This window comes from Metallosphaera sp. D4-4, assembly GCF_046245145.1.
Classification (GTDB): Archaea; Thermoproteota; Thermoprotei_A; order Sulfolobales; family Sulfolobaceae; genus Metallosphaera; species Metallosphaera sedula.
This window is the reverse complement of the sequence record NZ_CP176412.1, coordinates 482,569-499,632: the sequence shown is the minus strand read 5'-3', so window position 1 is coordinate 499,632 and position 17,064 is coordinate 482,569. Positions and strand designations below refer to the sequence as shown.

General features: G+C 45.0%; 18 protein-coding genes and 1 tRNA gene. 11 read left to right on the top strand and 8 right to left on the bottom strand.

Translation table 11 applies throughout. From position 1 onward, the window contains the following. Positions 1–3: 3 nt before the first annotated feature. Positions 4–357, bottom strand: a complete 354-nt coding sequence (locus ACI49J_RS02830; RefSeq protein WP_012021653.1) for a hypothetical protein — start codon at positions 355–357, stop codon at positions 4–6. Positions 358–685: 328 nt separating this feature from the next. Here ACI49J_RS02830 and ACI49J_RS02825 point away from each other — a divergent pair, with 328 nt between their 5' ends. After that, positions 686–988 (top strand): hypothetical protein, encoded by a 303-nt coding sequence (locus ACI49J_RS02825; protein WP_012021654.1) that lies wholly within the window; start codon positions 686–688, stop codon positions 986–988. On the opposite strand, the gene ACI49J_RS02820 is transcribed toward ACI49J_RS02825, so the two are convergent. Continuing rightward, on the bottom strand, positions 985–1,356 hold the full coding sequence (locus tag ACI49J_RS02820) for a hypothetical protein (RefSeq protein ID WP_240254539.1): 372 nt from the start codon (positions 1,354–1,356) through the stop codon (positions 985–987). The two genes, ACI49J_RS02825 and ACI49J_RS02820, sit on opposite strands and share 4 nt — an antisense overlap. Beyond that, positions 1,343–1,540, bottom strand: a complete 198-nt coding sequence (locus ACI49J_RS02815; protein ID WP_012021656.1) for a hypothetical protein — start codon at positions 1,538–1,540, stop codon at positions 1,343–1,345. Before ACI49J_RS02815 ends, ACI49J_RS02820 begins: the two co-directional genes overlap by 14 nt. A gap of 45 nt (positions 1,541–1,585) precedes the next feature. Here ACI49J_RS02815 and ACI49J_RS02810 point away from each other — a divergent pair, with 45 nt between their 5' ends. The 4 genes from ACI49J_RS02810 to ACI49J_RS02795 all read left to right on the top strand — a co-directional run bounded on the left by ACI49J_RS02810 (position 1,586) and on the right by ACI49J_RS02795 (position 6,808). Beyond that, positions 1,586–3,445 carry an arginine--tRNA ligase gene (locus ACI49J_RS02810; RefSeq protein WP_240254540.1) on the top strand — a complete coding sequence of 620 codons (1,860 nt, stop codon included), beginning with the start codon at positions 1,586–1,588 and terminating at the stop codon, positions 3,443–3,445. A 10-nt stretch (positions 3,446–3,455) separates the two neighbouring features. Continuing rightward, positions 3,456–3,530 (top strand) — tRNA-Arg (locus ACI49J_RS02805). Positions 3,531–3,823: 293 nt separating this feature from the next. After that, entirely contained in the window at positions 3,824–6,295 is a 2,472-nt protein-coding gene (locus tag ACI49J_RS02800) for an adenosylcobalamin-dependent ribonucleoside-diphosphate reductase (RefSeq protein ID WP_240254542.1), read from the top strand. Between the two features lie 138 nt (positions 6,296–6,433). After that, positions 6,434–6,808 carry a transcriptional regulator gene (locus ACI49J_RS02795; protein ID WP_048060343.1) on the top strand — a complete coding sequence of 125 codons (375 nt, stop codon included), beginning with the start codon at positions 6,434–6,436 and terminating at the stop codon, positions 6,806–6,808. On the opposite strand, the gene ACI49J_RS02790 is transcribed toward ACI49J_RS02795, so the two are convergent. From ACI49J_RS02790 to ACI49J_RS02775, 4 genes are read right to left on the bottom strand one after another with little or no spacing between them, the layout of a single operon-like run. After that, a complete protein-coding gene (locus tag ACI49J_RS02790) occupies positions 6,795–7,814 on the bottom strand; it encodes a hypothetical protein (RefSeq protein ID WP_240254544.1) in 1,020 nt (339 codons plus the stop codon). The genes ACI49J_RS02795 and ACI49J_RS02790 overlap by 14 nt on opposite strands. Before the next feature lie 45 nt (positions 7,815–7,859). Continuing rightward, on the bottom strand, positions 7,860–9,752 hold the full coding sequence (gene gatE / locus ACI49J_RS02785; RefSeq protein ID WP_240254547.1) for a Glu-tRNA(Gln) amidotransferase subunit GatE: 1,893 nt from the start codon (positions 9,750–9,752) through the stop codon (positions 7,860–7,862). Beyond that, a complete protein-coding gene (gene gatD / locus ACI49J_RS02780) occupies positions 9,745–11,064 on the bottom strand; it encodes a Glu-tRNA(Gln) amidotransferase subunit GatD (protein WP_240254549.1) in 1,320 nt (439 codons plus the stop codon). The genes gatE and gatD overlap by 8 nt, the downstream gene beginning before the upstream one ends. Positions 11,065–11,098: 34 nt before the next feature. Beyond that, positions 11,099–11,272, bottom strand: a complete 174-nt coding sequence (locus ACI49J_RS02775) for a 30S ribosomal protein S30e (RefSeq protein WP_012021663.1) — start codon at positions 11,270–11,272, stop codon at positions 11,099–11,101. Between the two features lie 71 nt (positions 11,273–11,343). On the opposite strand from ACI49J_RS02775, the gene ACI49J_RS02770 reads away from it, so the two are divergent. From ACI49J_RS02770 to ACI49J_RS02750, 5 genes are read left to right on the top strand one after another with little or no spacing between them, the layout of a single operon-like run. Continuing rightward, positions 11,344–12,573: a hypothetical protein gene (locus ACI49J_RS02770; RefSeq protein ID WP_012021664.1), complete on the top strand. Its 1,230-nt coding sequence runs from the start codon at positions 11,344–11,346 to the stop codon at positions 12,571–12,573. 11 nt (positions 12,574–12,584) lie between these two features. Next, positions 12,585–13,286: a fibrillarin-like rRNA/tRNA 2'-O-methyltransferase gene (locus ACI49J_RS02765; protein ID WP_240254551.1), complete on the top strand. Its 702-nt coding sequence runs from the start codon at positions 12,585–12,587 to the stop codon at positions 13,284–13,286. 4 nt (positions 13,287–13,290) lie between these two features. Beyond that, the gene (locus ACI49J_RS02760; RefSeq protein WP_240254553.1) at positions 13,291–13,704 is read left to right on the top strand and encodes a DUF61 family protein; all 414 of its coding nucleotides are present in this window, start codon (positions 13,291–13,293) and stop codon (positions 13,702–13,704) included. 1 nt (position 13,705) lies between these two features. Continuing rightward, complete coding sequence (locus tag ACI49J_RS02755) at positions 13,706–14,605, top strand: helix-turn-helix domain-containing protein (RefSeq protein WP_240254555.1); 900 nt, start codon at positions 13,706–13,708, stop codon at positions 14,603–14,605. Further along, on the top strand, positions 14,583–15,731 hold the full coding sequence (locus ACI49J_RS02750; protein WP_240254557.1) for a tRNA (guanine(26)-N(2))-dimethyltransferase: 1,149 nt from the start codon (positions 14,583–14,585) through the stop codon (positions 15,729–15,731). The genes ACI49J_RS02755 and ACI49J_RS02750 overlap by 23 nt, the downstream gene beginning before the upstream one ends. 44 nt (positions 15,732–15,775) lie before the next feature. On the opposite strand, the gene ACI49J_RS02745 is transcribed toward ACI49J_RS02750, so the two are convergent. Further along, entirely contained in the window at positions 15,776–16,150 is a 375-nt protein-coding gene (locus ACI49J_RS02745) for a winged helix-turn-helix domain-containing protein (protein ID WP_012021669.1), read from the bottom strand. A gap of 342 nt (positions 16,151–16,492) precedes the next feature. Between ACI49J_RS02745 and ACI49J_RS02740 the strand changes: the two genes are divergently transcribed. Further along, the gene (locus tag ACI49J_RS02740; RefSeq protein ID WP_230842426.1) at positions 16,493–17,041 is read left to right on the top strand and encodes a TATA-box-binding protein; all 549 of its coding nucleotides are present in this window, start codon (positions 16,493–16,495) and stop codon (positions 17,039–17,041) included. Positions 17,042–17,064: the final 23 nt, after the last annotated feature.

The following is a 17,064-nucleotide window of genomic DNA, read 5'->3' as shown; positions in this document are numbered from 1 at the left end:
AGCTCAAAATTTTTTATACATTAGAAGAGTATCTGAATCTTCCAAGTCTTTGTATCCATCTATCTCGTCTAAAGCCTTTTTGGCCGCAGCCTGAATATCCTTATCAGAATAACTGGATATCACTTCTTGAAGTAACTTCTTAGAAAGATCTACACCTAAGACAAGTACAAGTTCCGTAAAATCAGGGCTCTGGAAGTATTCAACAAGCCTCTTAGGGTCGCCTCCATATGACGAAAACTTGTACTTAGATTCGGCTGCTGCCAACAATCTTCTCACATCATCCAATCTTTTCAGGTCAAGGGTCGTAGGAGTCAATATTCTGCTTGCGATGTTCCTTAGAAAATCTGGATCTCCCAAATCACAATCGCCTAATGAGGTTATTATGCCTTCATCTATAAAAGGATTAGTTATGGGAGAGGTGAACAGTGTATAGACACCGGCCTAAGAATTAGAAAAACTCCTAGTCTTACTTTTATTACAAGGATAAGTCCGAGATATTCTCTAGAATGTGTTCAAATCCATAGCTAATATTTTCCTATTAAGATTAATATAACCTAAGATTACATAATATAGTTATTTTCGCAAATAAACACGCTTAAATCTCATCTATTTTTAGGGAGTATGTTAGAAGCGTATTCACAATATTTAAAAGAGGATTAACCGAGTAGTATACTAGTGAACTGCGTTGAGTGTCAAAAGTAAAAAATCTAGAAAGACGAAAGAAAGTGAGGGCGAGGTCGAGAGTAAGCTTAAGGTAGTTTATTCGGATAAAGACGTAGTGGTAATGACTGCGCCCAACGAGGAGGAGCTTAAGCAAATACTTCTAGACCTACTCACGGAGAAGCCCATGAACCTTAAGGAACTTCACAGCAAACTTTCTGGGATTGCAAGCGAGGACAAGATTAGAAGGGCTCTAGCTAGCCTGTCAGAAAATAGGCAGGTTACCTTGTTGGAGGACGGAAGATACGCTAAGTTAGGAACAGATTAGCTAGTTCTAATTGGGCAGATTTGCCAGTGTTTGTTACACATGGAAGCATTGCTTACGGTAAGAACTCTGGCGAGCACGTTGCAGTAGGCCACGTATCCTCTCTGGGTTCTAACCGGCCTATAATGTTCACATTGACTGTCGAGGGGGGTCTCCATCACGTTAACCTTGGGATAGAACTTGACCTCTTGATCCACACCTTGGTAAAGTTCTAAACCTTGCTTTTCTTCCCCCGTGTCCTGATAGTACCTGCAACCCCTATAGGACTTGAAACACCTATTGGGACTGGTTACACTATCTGAGGGAGTATCTAACATGGGCGAGGTACAAAAACCTGACTTATAGTAGGGGCAAATATCACGTCTCTGCAACTTCCCTCACTATTACATGTACCCCTGTCAAGTCAAGCTCCTCGTTCCATTCCGGGATATGCACGGTTACCACATTTATTGCGTCAACGTCCTTCAATTCGCTTAACACTTCCTGCAATCTTTCCCTAGGGCTCCCCTTACCCGTAAAATCCTCCACGACTAGGACTTCGGCTATTTTCTTCATGATAAGAGTCTTAACTTTAAAGAGTTAAAAGGGTAACAGCGGACTATGCCAGCGGATGTTCTAGCGAAGATAAAACAGGAGATATCCTCTCAGGTGGGTCAGGAACTTGGAGTAAGCCAAGAGTTAGTTTATAAGGCGATCGAGTATCCGCCACGCGAGGAAATGGGAGATCTGGCCATTCCCTTTCCCGCGTTAGGAAAGAAACCGCAAAATCTCGAGATCAAATCCAAGTTTGTTAGGTCGCTCTCACTCTCTGGTCCCTTCCTCAACCTGAGGTTGGATGAGACCCAACTCTTCATGGAAGTCTTTTCGTCGATGGATCAGGACTATGGAATAGAGAAGGTAGAGAAGCCCAAGAGGATAGTGATAGAGCACACAAGCGCCAACCCGATTCACCCACTTCACATAGGACATCTTAGGAATTCCATAATTGGCGACGCCCTAGTCAGGCTCTCTAGGGCAAGGGGCCATGAGGTAATCTCTAGATTTTACGTTAATGACAGCGGTAGGCAGGTTGCAATTCTGATTTATGGTCTCTCCAAACTTGGTTATCCGGAACCCCCAGACGGAGCTAAGAAGGATCTATGGGCAGGAACCGTGTATGCCATGACCAATATCATCCTCGAAATCAGGGCAATAACTGACGAGCTTAAGACTGCACAGGATGCCGAGTACAGAGAGAAGGTAACCAAGAGAGATGAACTTGTGGGATTAGCTTCCGAGATAAGGTCCAGAAACCAGGAATATTTCGATAGGTTGGCTGAATCCATAAGGGATGATCCGGACCCTGAGGGAAAGATTGCGGATATCATTAGGAGGTATGAGGCCGGAGATCCACAGATGAAGGAAATTGTTAGAAAATACGTGAACCACGTCTTGGAGGGGTTCAGGGAGAGTTTAGGTAGACTGAACATCGAGTTTGACGAGTTTGATTACGAGAGTGACTTGCTATGGTCTGGCGAAGTGAAGTCCGTGTTAAGATCTGCATTGAGCTCCAGAGCTAGAATAGAATATAAGGGAACGGAGGCCCTGGACCTAGACAAGTATCTAGACGACGAGGTCAGGAAAGAGCTAAGGATTCCGGCAGGGTTGGAGATACCTCCCTTAGTGTTGACTAGATCTGACGGGACAACCCTTTACACGGTAAGAGATATTGCCTACACCATAAGGAAGTTCCTGACGAGTAAGGCAGAACAGGTAATTAACGTAATAGCTGAGCAACAGACTGTACCACAGATACAGCTTCGAGCTGCCCTCTACCTTCTTGGTTATCCTGAGATGGCGAAAAATCTGATTCATTACTCATATAGTATGGTTACCCTTCCAGGAATGACCATGAGCGGGAGGCTAGGACGTTACATCTCCCTTGATGAAGTTTACGAAAAAGTGAAGCAAGCAGTGGAGGAGAAGACTAAGGACAGGGGTAACCAGGTTAACATACCCGAGATAGTTAACTCGGCCATAAGATATGCGCTACTCTCTGTCTCCGCCGACAAGCCCATTACGTTCAATGTGGGGAAGGTCACAAACTTTGAACAAAATAGTGGGCCATATCTCCAGTATACCTACGTGAGGGCCTACAATATCCTTTCAAAGTTTACGGGCGAAATAAACCTAGACGTTGATTACGGTGACCTGGTAGGGGAGAAAAGAAGGTTACTTCTTACTATTGCTAAGTTCCCAGAAACCTTCAAGAACTCTGCGGACAGCCTAGAGCCCGAGCTCTTGGTTTCCTATCTCAGATACCTAGCTGATACTTTCAACGCATGGTACGATAAGGAGAGAGTTCTCCAGGAACAGGATGAGAAAAAGAGGATGACCAGATTAAACCTGGTGAAGGGAGTAGAGGTCGTGATGAGAAACGGTCTAAGGGTTCTAGGAATAAGTTCATTAACTAAAATGTAAATCTTCCCTTGGACCCGTAGCTCAGCCAGGATAGAGCGCAGGCCTTCGGAGCCTGTGGTCCCGGGTCCGAATCCCGGCGGGTCCGCTTCACTCTCCACTGTGATCCTTGCAATTAAGCTTGGTCATACCAGGTCCTAATAACCATCAAAACACGAATCTCCATTTTGCATCGTAGTTATTCGCTATTTTGTACCATGAAAAAGCTGAAAAGTCTGTTTTGGTTTCCTACATCACTAGTTAAAAGAAAAGACAAAACTTGCTACACTTTACTCCTACCAATTTATGCGGTGTAGTCCTCGGAAGGTTAGACCTGGATAATACCATCCAGATGGCAAGAAAATAGTTAAATGAAAAAAGGTAGAGAGTATATAGATTCTCATGCAAAGTGACATCAGTATATTATCTCTCTCTAAGATATCAGTCATAAAGCGTGACGGTAGGAGGGAAGAATTTAAACTAGAAAAGATCCTCTCAAAACTCGGTCCACTACATGACGAGATAGTGGACGGTATTGCAAAGGATGTGGTTCAAAACTCTACTGATAACGTGATAAATACTAGATCATTAGCTGATATCGTGGAGAGGAACCTCATTGAGGGTTCCTTGGAACACCCAGAGCTCATGGATCTGGCCAAAAAGTACGTTCTGGCCAGAATCTACAATCACGTATTTGGAAAGGGTAAATGGAGCGAGTTTGATCCTAAGGATCTACTCATTAGCTATAACGCTCTTAAGGTGTTAGAGGCCAGGTATCTGTTGAAGGATCCTGAAACTCTTAGGTACATTGAGACGCCTCAGATGATGTTCAAGAGAGTCGCCTCGTATCTAGCTAAGGTTGAGCAGGATAAGAACGTTCAGCAGGACGCTACGCAGAAATTCTATGAGATAATGTCCTCTCTCAAGTTCGTACCCAACACCCCTGCCCTTATGAACTCTGGAACTAGGCTTGGTATACTCTCAGCATGTTTCGTTCTACCAGTTAGGGATTCCATGACTTCCCCCTCAGGTGACGGTATATACGACACGCTCAGGGCAATGGCCCTGGTTCATCAACAGGGAGGAGGCACGGGATTCGACTTCTCTGAACTTAGACCTAAGGGAGACGTTGTAGCATCTACTGCGGGAGTTGCGTCTGGTCCTGTCTCCTTCATGAAGATCTTTGATGTTTCAACCGACGTTGTGAAACAGGGCGGTAAGAGACGTGGTGCGAACATGGGTGTCATGCATGCGTGGCACGCAGATATTGAGGACTTCATTCACGCTAAAACTGGTGAGCTAAAGGACGTTCAACTCCAGAACTTCAACATCTCTGTGGGCGTTTACGATTACTTCATGGAGGCCGTAATGAGAGAGGAGCAGGTTCCCCTGATAACCCCGAGGAAAACCAAGATACCTGGTACAGACCACGAATACTACATTGTAAAGGCAAGGAATTACATGCGCGAGGAGTGGGTTCAGGAGGAGATACTCAGGGAGTTAGAGGAAAAGGGCTCAGTTTACCTCGATGAGAGCAAGATAATTACAGTGGATGAGGCTCTGGCTATTGCAGAGAAGGAGGGCGCAGTAATAAGGTGGGTTAACGCGAGGACTCTGTTCGAGCAAATAGTAAAGGGAGCATGGGACTCAGGTGATCCAGGCCTTCTGTTCATAGATGAGATTAACAGGAGGCATCCCACATGGTACTTGGGGAAGATCCAGGCTACCAACCCGTGTGGAGAAGAACCACTACTCCCCTGGGAGTCGTGCAACCTAGGCTCCCTTAATCTAGAGAAGTTCGTCAAGGAAAGGGACGGAACCCCATACATAGATTGGGACGACTTGGCAAATACCATAAGATATGCGGTCAGGTTCCTTGATAACGTGGTAGATGCTAACAGGTATCCTCTACCTCAAATAGAGCAGGCAACCAAGAGGACAAGAAAGGTTGGGCTAGGCGTGATGGGGCTGGCTAGGGCATTGATAAAGCTAGGCATCCCCTATGACAGCGTGGATGCAGTTTACGTATCGTACTATCTGGCTAAGTTCATTTACTACCACGCCATGAAGACCTCAATTGAGCTGGCCAAGGAGAAGGGATCGTTCCCCGCATACGATCCTGTTAGGTACAAGGACGTATGGGAATCAGCTAGGGAACTAGACGAGATATTGACCATTGCCGGGATCAGGGGTAAACCCTCAGATTACGCAAAGAAGTTGATGTCAGAGGCCGAGAAATTAGACGTCACCGTGCTTAAGGACATGAGACTTAAATACGGTTTACGAAATGCCACTGTGGTATCTGTAGCCCCAACGGGTACCATATCCATAATTGCTGGGACCTCCTCGTCAATTGAGCCTCTGTTCGCATTGGCGTTCATCAGGAATGTTGCTGTGGGGAAGTTCATGGAGATTGACCCTCTCTTCCTGGAGTACCTAAGAAAGTATGAGTTAGATACACCAGATGTAGTAAAGAAAATAGCTGAAACTGGAGAGGTTGGAGATAATCCGTTTGTGCCCAAGACTATAAGAAGGCTGTTCAGAACAGCCCACGAAGTAGAGCCAATGTATCACGTCCTGCATCAGGCGGCGTGGCAGCAGTGGAACGACTCAGGGACATCGAAGACAATAAATCTGAGAAGTGAGGAGCCTGCAGATACCGTAGAGAAGGTCTATATGACCGCTTGGAAGCTGGGAATAAAGGGAATTACAGTATATAGGGACAAGTCCAAGTCGCAGCAGGTCATATACTTCGGACTGAAGAAGGAGAGGGAGGAGAAGTCGAAGGCTTTGCCATCATCCCTTAGAATGGAAAAGAAGTTCGTGGAAGTAAGCGAGAACTTCGCTGGTGGATGCAAGACTTGTGAACTCTAAGCTTTTTTATTTTTAGTTATAGTATTAGATACCATGTCTTGGAGCAAATAGATAACTTGTATCTATAGTCAAATTGCAATGCTAGTTCTATATTCATGTTTTTATACATGTATTCATAATAGATTAATGGTAAAGACGATGTCATTAGTTCCACCTTGCGAATACTCTGTGAAGGAGCTATTGCCAGCAATGCGTTCAATTATTGCAACTAAGCTTGTGAAGGATAAGGGATATCCACTGTACAGGGCAGCTTTACTTATGGGAATTACTCCAGCGGCAGTTGCCAATTATATGAATGGTAAAAGGGGCACAGCAGTGAAAAGCATCATTGAGAAGGATCCCAGGCTCATGGAGATGATTGGTGATCTAGTTGATAAGATAAGTTCCTCTGGGGGTAGCACCCAGCTCTCAAGCTATTACTGTATACTTTGTGCCGAAGGGAAGAAGGCACTGAAGAGAAACGGGATCTCTCTCCCCTCTTGCCTTTACGAAACTAATCTCATGCTGAAATAATCTTTTTCTTTAGTAGGGCCTCAAGTAACCTCTTGACCTCAAGGGATACTGAAAGAAGTCCCCATCTTCTCATGGGGACCTTCACCCTGTCGAATTCCGGATCTATACTCTCACCCGACATATCTCTAGGATCCGTAACAAACGCAGATGTTATCCTTGCGGGAAGATAAAGGGTTGACACCACAGGCTTATCATCTAGGTTCAACAAGTCAATCTTCACTTTCCCGTTTTCATACCTCAAGCGAAGGGGTACAACAGAGGAAGGCTCTATTCTCAACAGTGATACCTTGTACTTAGGCCTGCAATCCAGGTCAATAATTTGGTTAACAGCATCCCAAACCATTCTGTGGGGTTTGGCTTCCCTCCATGTGGTAGATCTCTTCACTAATGCGCCTCCATCTATTCTTGCTCTGCCATTTTCGAACTCCACGGCAAATGATCTATTGGAAAATAGCGTGTAAGAAGATGAACTTCCCTGGATCGAAACCATGAAAGTCCTAATGGAAATAGAGGATCTCAATCCAATGGACGAGATGTACAAGGGGTTAAGATGATGAAAAAAGGCGTTATAGAATCCAGTTTGTACTATTTCAGTCATCTCCAGCTCCTCCTGAACCTTACCAGGACCCACTTCCCCTGGGGCTAGTTTAACGGATCTACCTGAGAGTGTTCTTTCCCAGGGAGAAGGGTTAAGGTATCCTTCCCCTTCCTCGCAGGGTAGGAGATCCCTTACCATGGATCTAAGCGAATCCTGATCTATTCTTTTGAAGTTCCAGGGAATGGAGTCCTCCCTCAATGGCGTAATTGCTTCCTGCGTTTCCCCTTTCCCCACAACACTCACGACCGTTCCGTCTGGTCCATGAAGAGAAAGGGCTTTATCCCACTCCAATGATAGGTTCAATACCCTAGAGATGAGAGGAAGTTGCTCGAGTGCTAGTGACTTTGTATCTAGAAACAAAGATTGGCCTTGCCTGAAACCTAGTTCCTCTAGCATTATGTGCACCATCAGACAAATGCCTTTTCTTCACCATTCAGGTTCGGGGGTAACTCTTCATCCAGTCTCATCTTTCATTACTTTCCTTATTAGTTCTGCTACTTTCTTCCCCTCAGCCCTACCCCTCACTCTCTCCATTACTTTGCCCATGAGGAGGCTAAACGCCTTTTCTCCCTTGGATTTCACCTCCTCGCTATTCTGGGCCACTATCTCCTTGATCAGATTGATCAATTCCTCCTCGGAAATTCCGGTATACCTGGAAATGACGCTCTTTATCCCAACGTTGGAGTTCGGTGCGGAGTACTCAAGGAGTATCTGCGGAATGGAGTCCTTGGTTATCTTTCCTTGACTCACGCTCGCAATCACGGCTTCAATATCTCCGTCGGATATCTTGTCTATATTGCCACCTTGAGACTTAACGTACTTTAACGTGTTCTCTAGGGTTGTCGCTATGACGGTCGGGGAAACATTGACGTACTTTCTCGTCAAATACTCAAATTGATCTAACCTCGGGCTGTTCAATACCTGTTTGGCCAGTTCCTCGTTTAGACCCATTTTCATTAGCTCCTTAAGTTTCTGCTCTGGAGTTGGTGGCACCATTTTCTTAGCGTCTTCAAGCAACTCCCTGGAAAGAATGGATGGAATATCCGTTTCTGGGTACATTCTAGCTGAACCAGGTTGCGGTCTCATGAATTTGCTGGTACCGTCCTCATTGGCTGCTCTAGTCTCCTTGGGTACGCCTTCAAACGCCTGAGATAGCCTCTCCTTAATCACCTGTATTGCTTTCTTCACCTTCTCTTCTGGACCAACCACCAGAATGAAAGCGTCTAGTTCACCTACTCCCAGTTCCTTGGCCACCCTTTGAACCTCTTCCTCCACTATACCATAGTTGGGGAGCTCATCGGAGTGAAATATCCCACCTAGCCCAGCCAAGGCCTTAACGTAGTCTGATACCTCTGTCCCAAATCTTCTCCCAGGCATCACCTGTCTTCCTAGAAGCCCCTTAAATCCGGGCGCCAGCAATCCCAGAACCTTACCTCCCTTCTTAAGTTCAGATTGAATAAGCCTACTCCTGGACGAGGTGAAGAGCTCTGTTAGGTCTTTCTCCACAACTTTTTTGATGAAATCCTCCCTAGTAATCCTAGCTCTCAGTTCGTCCCTGATCCTGAGTAACTCCCTCTGCCTGTTGGCTTCATTCTCAATGATCTTTGGTATCATGTCTAGGTCTTGTACCCCCTTGATCTCCGTTTTGACCCCACCCACAATGGAAACGTTGAGATCTTGCCTTATGGTTCCTAGACCTCTCTTCACTTTTCCTGTGAGCCTGAGCATCTGGCCAATGAGTAGGGCGACTCTCTTTGCCTGCTCGGGGCTCCTAATATCAGGACCCGTGGAGATCTCTATGAGCGGGATACCCAGTCTATCCAGGTTATATTTAACAGAGGTAGGGGTTTCCTCTAGCTTTCTCGCAGCGTCTTCTTCTATGGCAATGGTCTGGATAGTTATCACGCCATCCGCATCCTTAATGTATCCCCCAAGGCCGACTATCGCCGTACGCTGAAAACCTGAGGTGTTAGAACCATCTATGACTGTTTTTCTCATTACGAAGATTTCATCCAAGGGTTCTCCATTAAACGCAAGGGTCATGGCAAGACCTAGCTTAATTGCGTCTAAGTTCATGGGATGGGGTGGTTCTTCATCACACTCCACAAGACAGCTGGACCTCCTAGGAACTTCATAGACCACCTTTTTGCCTTTCTCCCACTCAAAGAACGCTGCAACATCTATTTGCCCCAGTTCACTGGCCACAGGCCTTAGATATCTCTCTAGCTCTCCTTGACTCTCCTCGTCCATTGTTGTGGGGCATTCGCAGAAGAGCTTATGTGATGTATTGATTTGTTGGTGAATCTCTAGTCCTACCTTCAGTCCCATTTTTTCGTATTCACTCATGCTTCCACCTCGGGAAATGATCCAAGGAATGCCTTGGATTAAACTCACCTACTAGGTTAGTTAACATGATACGCTTAACCTCGTCTAGATCCGAGGTCTGACCCAAAGCCCACATTAGTTTAACGAGGGCAACTTCAGGCAACATATCCCCAAGCGGAACTACTCCAGACTGCTGTAATAGCCTTCCAGTCTGATAAACGTTCATGTTTACCCTCCCGAAGAGGCACTGGGAAGTCATTCCTACAAATACCCCTTCCTTGACTACCCTCTTGAAAACTTCTTGAAAGTCGGAGGAAGTATGGCCCAGGCCAGTTCCCTCAACTATTATGCCCCTGTAACCAGAGGACATGAGAATATCCACGATGTCGGGTTTGAGTCCTGGATAGAATTTCAAGAGGAATACCCTGTTTTCGAATTTTGGATTGAGTTCCACTCCATCGGACCTTCTCAAATAATCATTCCTCAACACTTTCACAGTCCTCTCCTTCCAAAGCACTTTCGCTAAGGGATGATCGTTAATGCTCTGAAACGCATCCCTCCTGCTAGTATGCATTTTCCTAACCTTTACTCCCCTATGGGCTAGCGTGTAAGTATCTGAACTTTCTCCGTGCATGTTCACTACAACTTCGCCGAAGGGAGCTTCCTTCGCTAAGAGAACCGATGAAACCAAGTTGATCCCAGAGTCGCTGCTGGGTCTATCACTACTCCTCTGCGAACCCACAAGTACCACGGGCCCAGGCAAACGCTGTATGGAGAAAGCTAAGGCGGCGGCGGTGTAGCTCATGGTATCAGTTCCGTGAGCCACGACGACCCCCTCGCTTCCCTCATCAAAGGCCCTCTTGACAGCCTCAGCTATCTTAACCCAGAACTCTGGTTTCATGTTCTCACTGAGGATGCTGAAAAGAATCTCAGCTGAGATTGAGGTAATTTCCTGGATTTCCGGAACGAACCTAATGATCTCCTCTGTACTGAGTGCAGGTCTAACTGCACCTGTTTCGTACTCTACCTTGCTTACAATTGTGCCTCCCGTGCTGATTATCTTAACTTTTCCAGGAAGTAACTCTCGATGTTCACTTCTTTCTTGCGGTCTATTCCCCTTTTCAAGTAGGCTTACCTTAACCTTGTTTACTGAGAACCCAGCGTTATATCCATTGTCGAGCTTAAGGACTATTACTGAGTCATCACGTGAATAGGAGGGCATAAGGATTCCTCTCACGCTAACTTTATCGTTATAAACCTGTAACACGTCACCTATCTCAGCTCCTAAGGAAGAAAGTAACTCTAGAGCTTTTCCCCTATAACCTTCTAACATTTTACAGGGTATAAGAGAAAATATTTAAAAAACCTTACATCCTTCTTGGTGCACGTTGTTGCTTCTGAGCCGTTTGCTTGAGTACTCTCTTCTCATACTCTATTCTATTCCTGACCCTAGGAACTTCCTTGTGTCTCTCCTTAGCTTGGATCTTTGGGGTTTGTCCCCTAACCTTCCCGGCCTTTGTTAACGAACCGTGAGATGGCATTTGCTATCGTGTATATGTGGTAAAACAAGACATTTAAACTTAGAGCTTTACCTAGATTCGGGCTTTACTCAATGAAAATTTATTTGGCTGAGCACACAATAGGCTCCTTTGCCTTTGATGAGTCAGGGAACCTTTTGGATTACGTTCTTAATCCAAAGGAACTGGGCAAGGTAGTTGATATTCTAATAAACGCCGAGAAAGGTGAACCAATGCCCTCTACCATGGAATTAATTCAGAAACTGAAACCGTCGGAAGTAGTTGTGGAAAGCGAAACGGAGAGCTCAAGGATGCAGACCTTAGGGATCAAGGTTGTATCCAAGCCCCATCATGTGGGAGCCAGGGCTTTGAGGGGTTCTCTCGCTGAACTAGCAGTAAAAACAAAATTCGCTGAAAATCCGAGCGAAGTGTACAATTTCCTTTATCAAGTATCTCTAGAATATACGAGAAGAAAGCTGAGAAAGGCCGCCCAGAAAAGGGACCTTCTCGCCATACAGGCCATAAGGGCTATCGACGATATTGATAAGACCATTAACCTTTTCTCCGAAAGATTAAGGGAGTGGTATAGTATACACTTCCCCGAAGCCGATAAACTGGTTGAGGACCATGAACAATACGCCAAAATAGTTTCCCTGGCTGGTTATAGGGATAATGTAACGGTGGAGACGTTAACCGAGATAGGACTTAATGAGCAAAGGGCTAAGAAGCTAGCCGATGCTGCCAAGAAGAGTATAGGAGCAGACATCTCAGATGCGGATATCAACTCCATCAGGGATCTGGCTAACACGATTTTGTCTCTTTTCAAGCTAAGGAACTCGCTTTACGACTACTTGGACTCAATTATGAGGGAAGTAGCTCCCAACGTGACTGAACTAGTGGGTCCCACCCTTGGTGCTAGACTGTTAAGTCTGGCAGGGAGCCTTGAGGAACTTTCTAAGATGCCAGCTAGTACGATTCAAGTGTTAGGGGCTGAGAAAGCCCTCTTTAGGGCACTTAAGAGCGGAAGCAGACCACCCAAACATGGAATCATTTTCCAGTATCCAGCAATTCACGTCTCTCCCAGATGGCAGAGAGGGAAGATTGCCAGGGCCCTAGCTGCCAAGCTAGCAATAGCATCAAGGATAGACGCCTATAGCGGAAGATTTGTGGGAACACAGCTTGTGGAACAGGTGAATAAGAGAATCGAGGAGATAAAAACGAAATATGCCCAGCCACCACCCAAAAAACAACAACCAGCTAAGGAAGAGGGGAAGAGATTTGATAAAAGAGAGCATAAAAAGGGGAAAAAGGGAAAGAGAAGGTAGGTTGAGTGAGAATGTCAGAACTTCTGGATACAGTTAGAAAAACCGAGATGGAGAACGTCTACGAGTGCGTTTATGTCGACGGTACAGTGAGGCTCTGTACCAAGAACCTAGCCAAGGGATTTACTGTGTATGGAGAGAGAACAGTAAACTACGACGGGGTAGAGTACAGGGAATGGAACGCCTTTAGGAGCAAGTTAGCAGGAGCCATTCTTAAGGGATTAAAGGAAAACCCTGTGAAGAAAGGCTCGAAGGTTCTCTACCTCGGGGCAGCCTCAGGTACAACTCCAAGTCACATCTCAGATATAGTTGAGAGTGAGGGAAAGGTCTATGGCGTGGAATTTTCCCCTAGGGTAGTAAGGGAGTTAATTCTAGTAGCCCAGCACAGGCCGAATCTGTTCCCAATTCTGGCTGACGCTAGGTTTCCACAGAATTATTCGTCATTGGTTGAAGACGCTGACGTACTTTATGTGGATATTGCCCAACCAGATCAGACCGATATCGCAATATATAACGCAAGATACTTCCTTAAGGATAACGGACATCTTCTTCTAGCGATAAAGGCTAGGAGCATTGACGTCACAAAGGATCCCACAGAGGTATTCAAGGCGGAGGCGGAAAAGCTGAGGAATGAGGGATTCGATATAATGCAGATCATCAACCTGAATCCTTATGACAAGGATCACGCAATGGTGCTAGCTAAGTTCAAGGGCTAGATCCTTGTTCGATAAAATCTTCCAACTGGGATTAAGGGATATACTAGATTCCATGCCCTCAGAATACGTTACCCTAAAGGAGGCCATGGATGGAAAACTGGAAATTAGCTTAAATAACGGTTTTAAACACAAATTTGATCCGGAGGAGGTTAGGAAGCTCTCCAATGCAGTCCCACTTTATCTTTGGTCCCTGGTAAGGATTCCCTTCATTGTGGTGAAGCTCTCCACGCCCGGTGAGTACTCTATTAATGGATCTGAATGGGACATTAAGGCCATCTCTACTCTCCTCAATATTTCAGGGAAAGTAATTTCTGTTGGACAAATGGAATCCCTTTTAAGGGAATTTAAATCATTAATATTTATTACCCTTGGTTATGATAGTATTTCTGTAGTGAACGAAGACAAGGAAGGTATCTAAAATGATACCTGGAATGTTGGACGAGGTATTAGACGTTTTAGAGAGAGAGGGTATAAGTTACACCCTAATAGAGTATCCAGAGAAGAACAGGAAGTCCATAGATATAATCGCGAGAGGGAAGCAGAGAAGGTTCGTGATAAAGATATCCAACGATAGGCCCTCTAAGGAAGAGACCAGAGATCTCAAGAACTTCTCAGCAGTGGTGGGAAGTATGCCCGTAATGGTAACCGATGATACAGAGGAGGATATAGCAATAGGTAAGGACAACGTAATTGGGTTATCGGTGGAGGGCCTGGCGAAGGCCTTAAGGGGAGAGAAGATTTTCATCTATAGGACTCGGGGAGGAATATTCATCAAGATTAGGTCAGACGTTCTCCGAAGGAAAAGGACAGAAATGAACTACAGCATGGGAGACCTATCTAAGATTCTAGGCGTGACCAGGAAAACGATTTATGATTATGAAAATGGAGAGTCAGATGTGTCCATAGAGGTTGCTGAGAAGCTAATTGATCTCTTTGGGGATGAGGTCATAGGCGATGTATGCGATGATGCGCTTCCTAAGCTAGAGCCAGATTCCCAACCAACAGATACGATTAGTTCGAGGATAGCCAAGAATCTAACTGACGCCGGATTCGCCTCAGCTCCCATTAGGTTCACGGCGGTAGATGTTGTCGCCTCAAGGGGTTCAAAAAAAGTCTTGGTTACGGTGGAGCCTAAGAATCAAGATCAACTAGAAAAGAAACTAAGAGAAGCTTCTAAAATAGCCAACGAGTTAATGTCCGAACTTGTGATAGTGGTCAAGAGCGCCTCTATGGCGAAGAGGCTGGATAAGGATGGGTTTAAAATCCTGACCTCAGAAAGCATCGACAGCCTCAGCGATGAAATTAACAGAAGTGATTGAGGGAAAGGCAAGACTACTTATTCCAGACCCTTCTGAATTCTCCAGAGAGGGAAAGTTCGATCCTGCCTGGTCTCCAGTATTCTATAACCCCAGAATGGTGTTTAATAGGGACGTCAGTGTTTTGGCTGTCTCAGTTATATCTCCTCCCTCGGTATTGGATGCCATGTCAGCCACTGGGGTTAGGGGAATCAGGTACGTGAAGGAGAGTGGGGTTAAGGGAGAAGTTCTCTTCAATGATAAGAATCCAGTGTCCGTGGAGTTGATCTCGAAGAATTTAGAGCTAAACGGGATTACAGGTAAGGTACTTAGATCGGACGCTAACTCCTTAATGCATCAGGTAAAAGTAGGCTACACAGACCTGGATCCCTTTGGATCTCCTGCCCCATATCTTTTCTCAGCCATTTCATCCTTGAGAAGGAAAGGGGTACTGGGAGTTACTGCTACTGACCTATCAGCACTTGAGGGAAAGTCTAGAACCTCCTCCAGAAGGAAATATGGAGTTCAAGGGAGTAGATTGAGTTATTCCAAGGAGGCTGGGTTGAGGGTTCTATTGGGTAAGATAGTTAAAGAGGCATCAGTCCAAGAAAAGGGAATAAGGCCCCTCATGGGCTTTTATCACGACTACTATTACAGGCTATTCGTTAAGATGGAGGATGGAGCCAAGAGGGCTGATAGAAGCCTGGAAAGTCTCGGAACTCTTTACGAATGTGATAGATGTGGCTATTCCTTCATGAGTTCAGATGAATGCGAAAGGAAATGCCCGGTCTGTGGTGGAGAGCTTAAGTATTATGGTCCAGCCTGGATTGGAGAATTCAATGATCTAGAATTTTTAAAGGAAATGAAAAATAGACTTACTGAGTTTTCGTATCTCTCAAACTCAGTAAAAATATCTGAACTCTTGGAATACCTAGAGCGTGAAAATAGATTTGGCCCCTATTACAGGGTAGACGTTTTAGCATCAAGGCTCAAGGTAAACATGCCCCCCATGAACTCACTCCTAGGGTGTTTAGGCGACGCTGTCAGGACGCACTTTGATCCTAGGGGATTTAAGTCTTTCAGGGAATTCTCTGAAATATTGGAATGTGTGAAGGGATCCTCCGCGACTTATGAAACAAGTGGTAGATAATGATGAGTTGGTTGGTCCAAAGGGAATTTTAGATCAAAAGTTTATCATAGATCCATGGACAATATCCAGGAAGAAAGCTTAGTACAAGAGCTGGGATTTACGTGTGCCCCGTTATCACACTTAAACAAAAGCTTACAAGAGAAGCAGGGGATCTCCTCTATGCTCTCGAGGTTTACGTAAATGTTGGATTCCTCAACTGTCCTAATTGCAAAGAGTTTGATTACGCTCTTTCCGTTCTCCTTTATTGCTTTCTTAGCTATCATCTTTTTATCAATTAACTTCTTTATAACTGTGGCAAGTTCCCTTGTGGAGAGGCCTAACTTCTTCGCCAGTTCCTGTTGTGATATTCCGTCCTCGCCACTCTCAAGAATTTTCTTGTGAATTAACTCTTCTTTTTCCATTGAAACTTTTGATTCCAAAGCACTAACACCTGCGTTGGCTAATTTTATAATATGTGATCACCGGCTTATTTACTTTACTACCGTTTATCCCTGAGGTCTAAAGCCCATATGCATGTTTAATCATATTCGAGCTACGGAAATTCTAGTATTCTCGCTAAGGGAAGAAATAGTACGCATTTTAAATTAATCTGGGGTTACATGATATGTATAGGCCCGTCCCTATAAAGCCAAACATGGTATCCCTAGTAATTACGAGGGCAATAAAAAGCTGGAGTTTATAAAGCAGTATAAAAACTATATTACTGGTGACTCTGTATTTCCAACTCGCCGGCTTATAAGCCAATAATAAGTATTGAAAATATTGTAGCAACGGTAACGTTGGAACAAACCTTGGATCTTTACGCCATGGAGAGGAGCGTTCCAAATGTCGAGTATGATCCGGATCAGTTCCCGGGCCTCATATTCAGGCTCGAGAGCCCCAAGGTAACCTCCCTGATCTTCAAGTCCGGTAAAATGGTTGTCACTGGTGCCAAGAGCACGGAGGAACTGATCAAGGCTGTTAAGAGGATAATAAAGAGCCTAAGAAGGTATGGGATAAGGATAGGTGGGAAACCTAAGATACAGATTCAGAACATAGTCGCCTCTGCCAACATGCACGTTCATGTAAATCTGGATAAGGCTGCTTTCCTTCTTGAGAATAACATGTATGAACCAGAGCAGTTCCCGGGGCTCATATTTAGAATGGATGAGCCTAGGGTGGTCCTTCTAATTTTCAGCAGTGGAAAGATGGTAATAACAGGGGCCAAGAGGGAGGACGAAGTCTATAAGGCAGTGAAAAAAATCTTTGATAAGTTAGAGGAACTAGACTGCATTAAGGCAGTGGAAGAGGAAGAGGAATTAGAAATTTAAAATAGCAAGACCTAAGTGAGATC

Excerpts from the sequence above, each read along its gene's own strand:
- ACI49J_RS02790 (WP_240254544.1), bottom strand. The coding sequence starts at position 7,814 with ATGGTGCACATAATGCTAGAGGAACTAGGTTTCAGGCAAGGCCAATCT.
- ACI49J_RS02815 (WP_012021656.1), bottom strand. The coding sequence starts at position 1,540 with ATGAAGAAAATAGCCGAAGTCCTAGTCGTGGAGGATTTTACGGGTAAG.
- ACI49J_RS02750 (WP_240254557.1), top strand. The coding sequence starts at position 14,583 with ATGAAATTAACAGAAGTGATTGAGGGAAAGGCAAGACTACTTATTCCA.
- ACI49J_RS02770 (WP_012021664.1), top strand. The coding sequence starts at position 11,344 with ATGAAAATTTATTTGGCTGAGCACACAATAGGCTCCTTTGCCTTTGAT.
- ACI49J_RS02795 (WP_048060343.1), top strand. The coding sequence starts at position 6,434 with ATGTCATTAGTTCCACCTTGCGAATACTCTGTGAAGGAGCTATTGCCA.
- ACI49J_RS02755 (WP_240254555.1), top strand. The coding sequence starts at position 13,706 with ATGATACCTGGAATGTTGGACGAGGTATTAGACGTTTTAGAGAGAGAG.
- ACI49J_RS02765 (WP_240254551.1), top strand. The coding sequence starts at position 12,585 with ATGTCAGAACTTCTGGATACAGTTAGAAAAACCGAGATGGAGAACGTC.
- ACI49J_RS02800 (WP_240254542.1), top strand. The coding sequence starts at position 3,824 with ATGCAAAGTGACATCAGTATATTATCTCTCTCTAAGATATCAGTCATA.
- gatD (WP_240254549.1), bottom strand. The coding sequence starts at position 11,064 with ATGTTAGAAGGTTATAGGGGAAAAGCTCTAGAGTTACTTTCTTCCTTA.
- gatE (WP_240254547.1), bottom strand. The coding sequence starts at position 9,752 with ATGAGTGAATACGAAAAAATGGGACTGAAGGTAGGACTAGAGATTCAC.
- ACI49J_RS02810 (WP_240254540.1), top strand. The coding sequence starts at position 1,586 with ATGCCAGCGGATGTTCTAGCGAAGATAAAACAGGAGATATCCTCTCAG.
- ACI49J_RS02775 (WP_012021663.1), bottom strand. The coding sequence starts at position 11,272 with ATGCCATCTCACGGTTCGTTAACAAAGGCCGGGAAGGTTAGGGGACAA.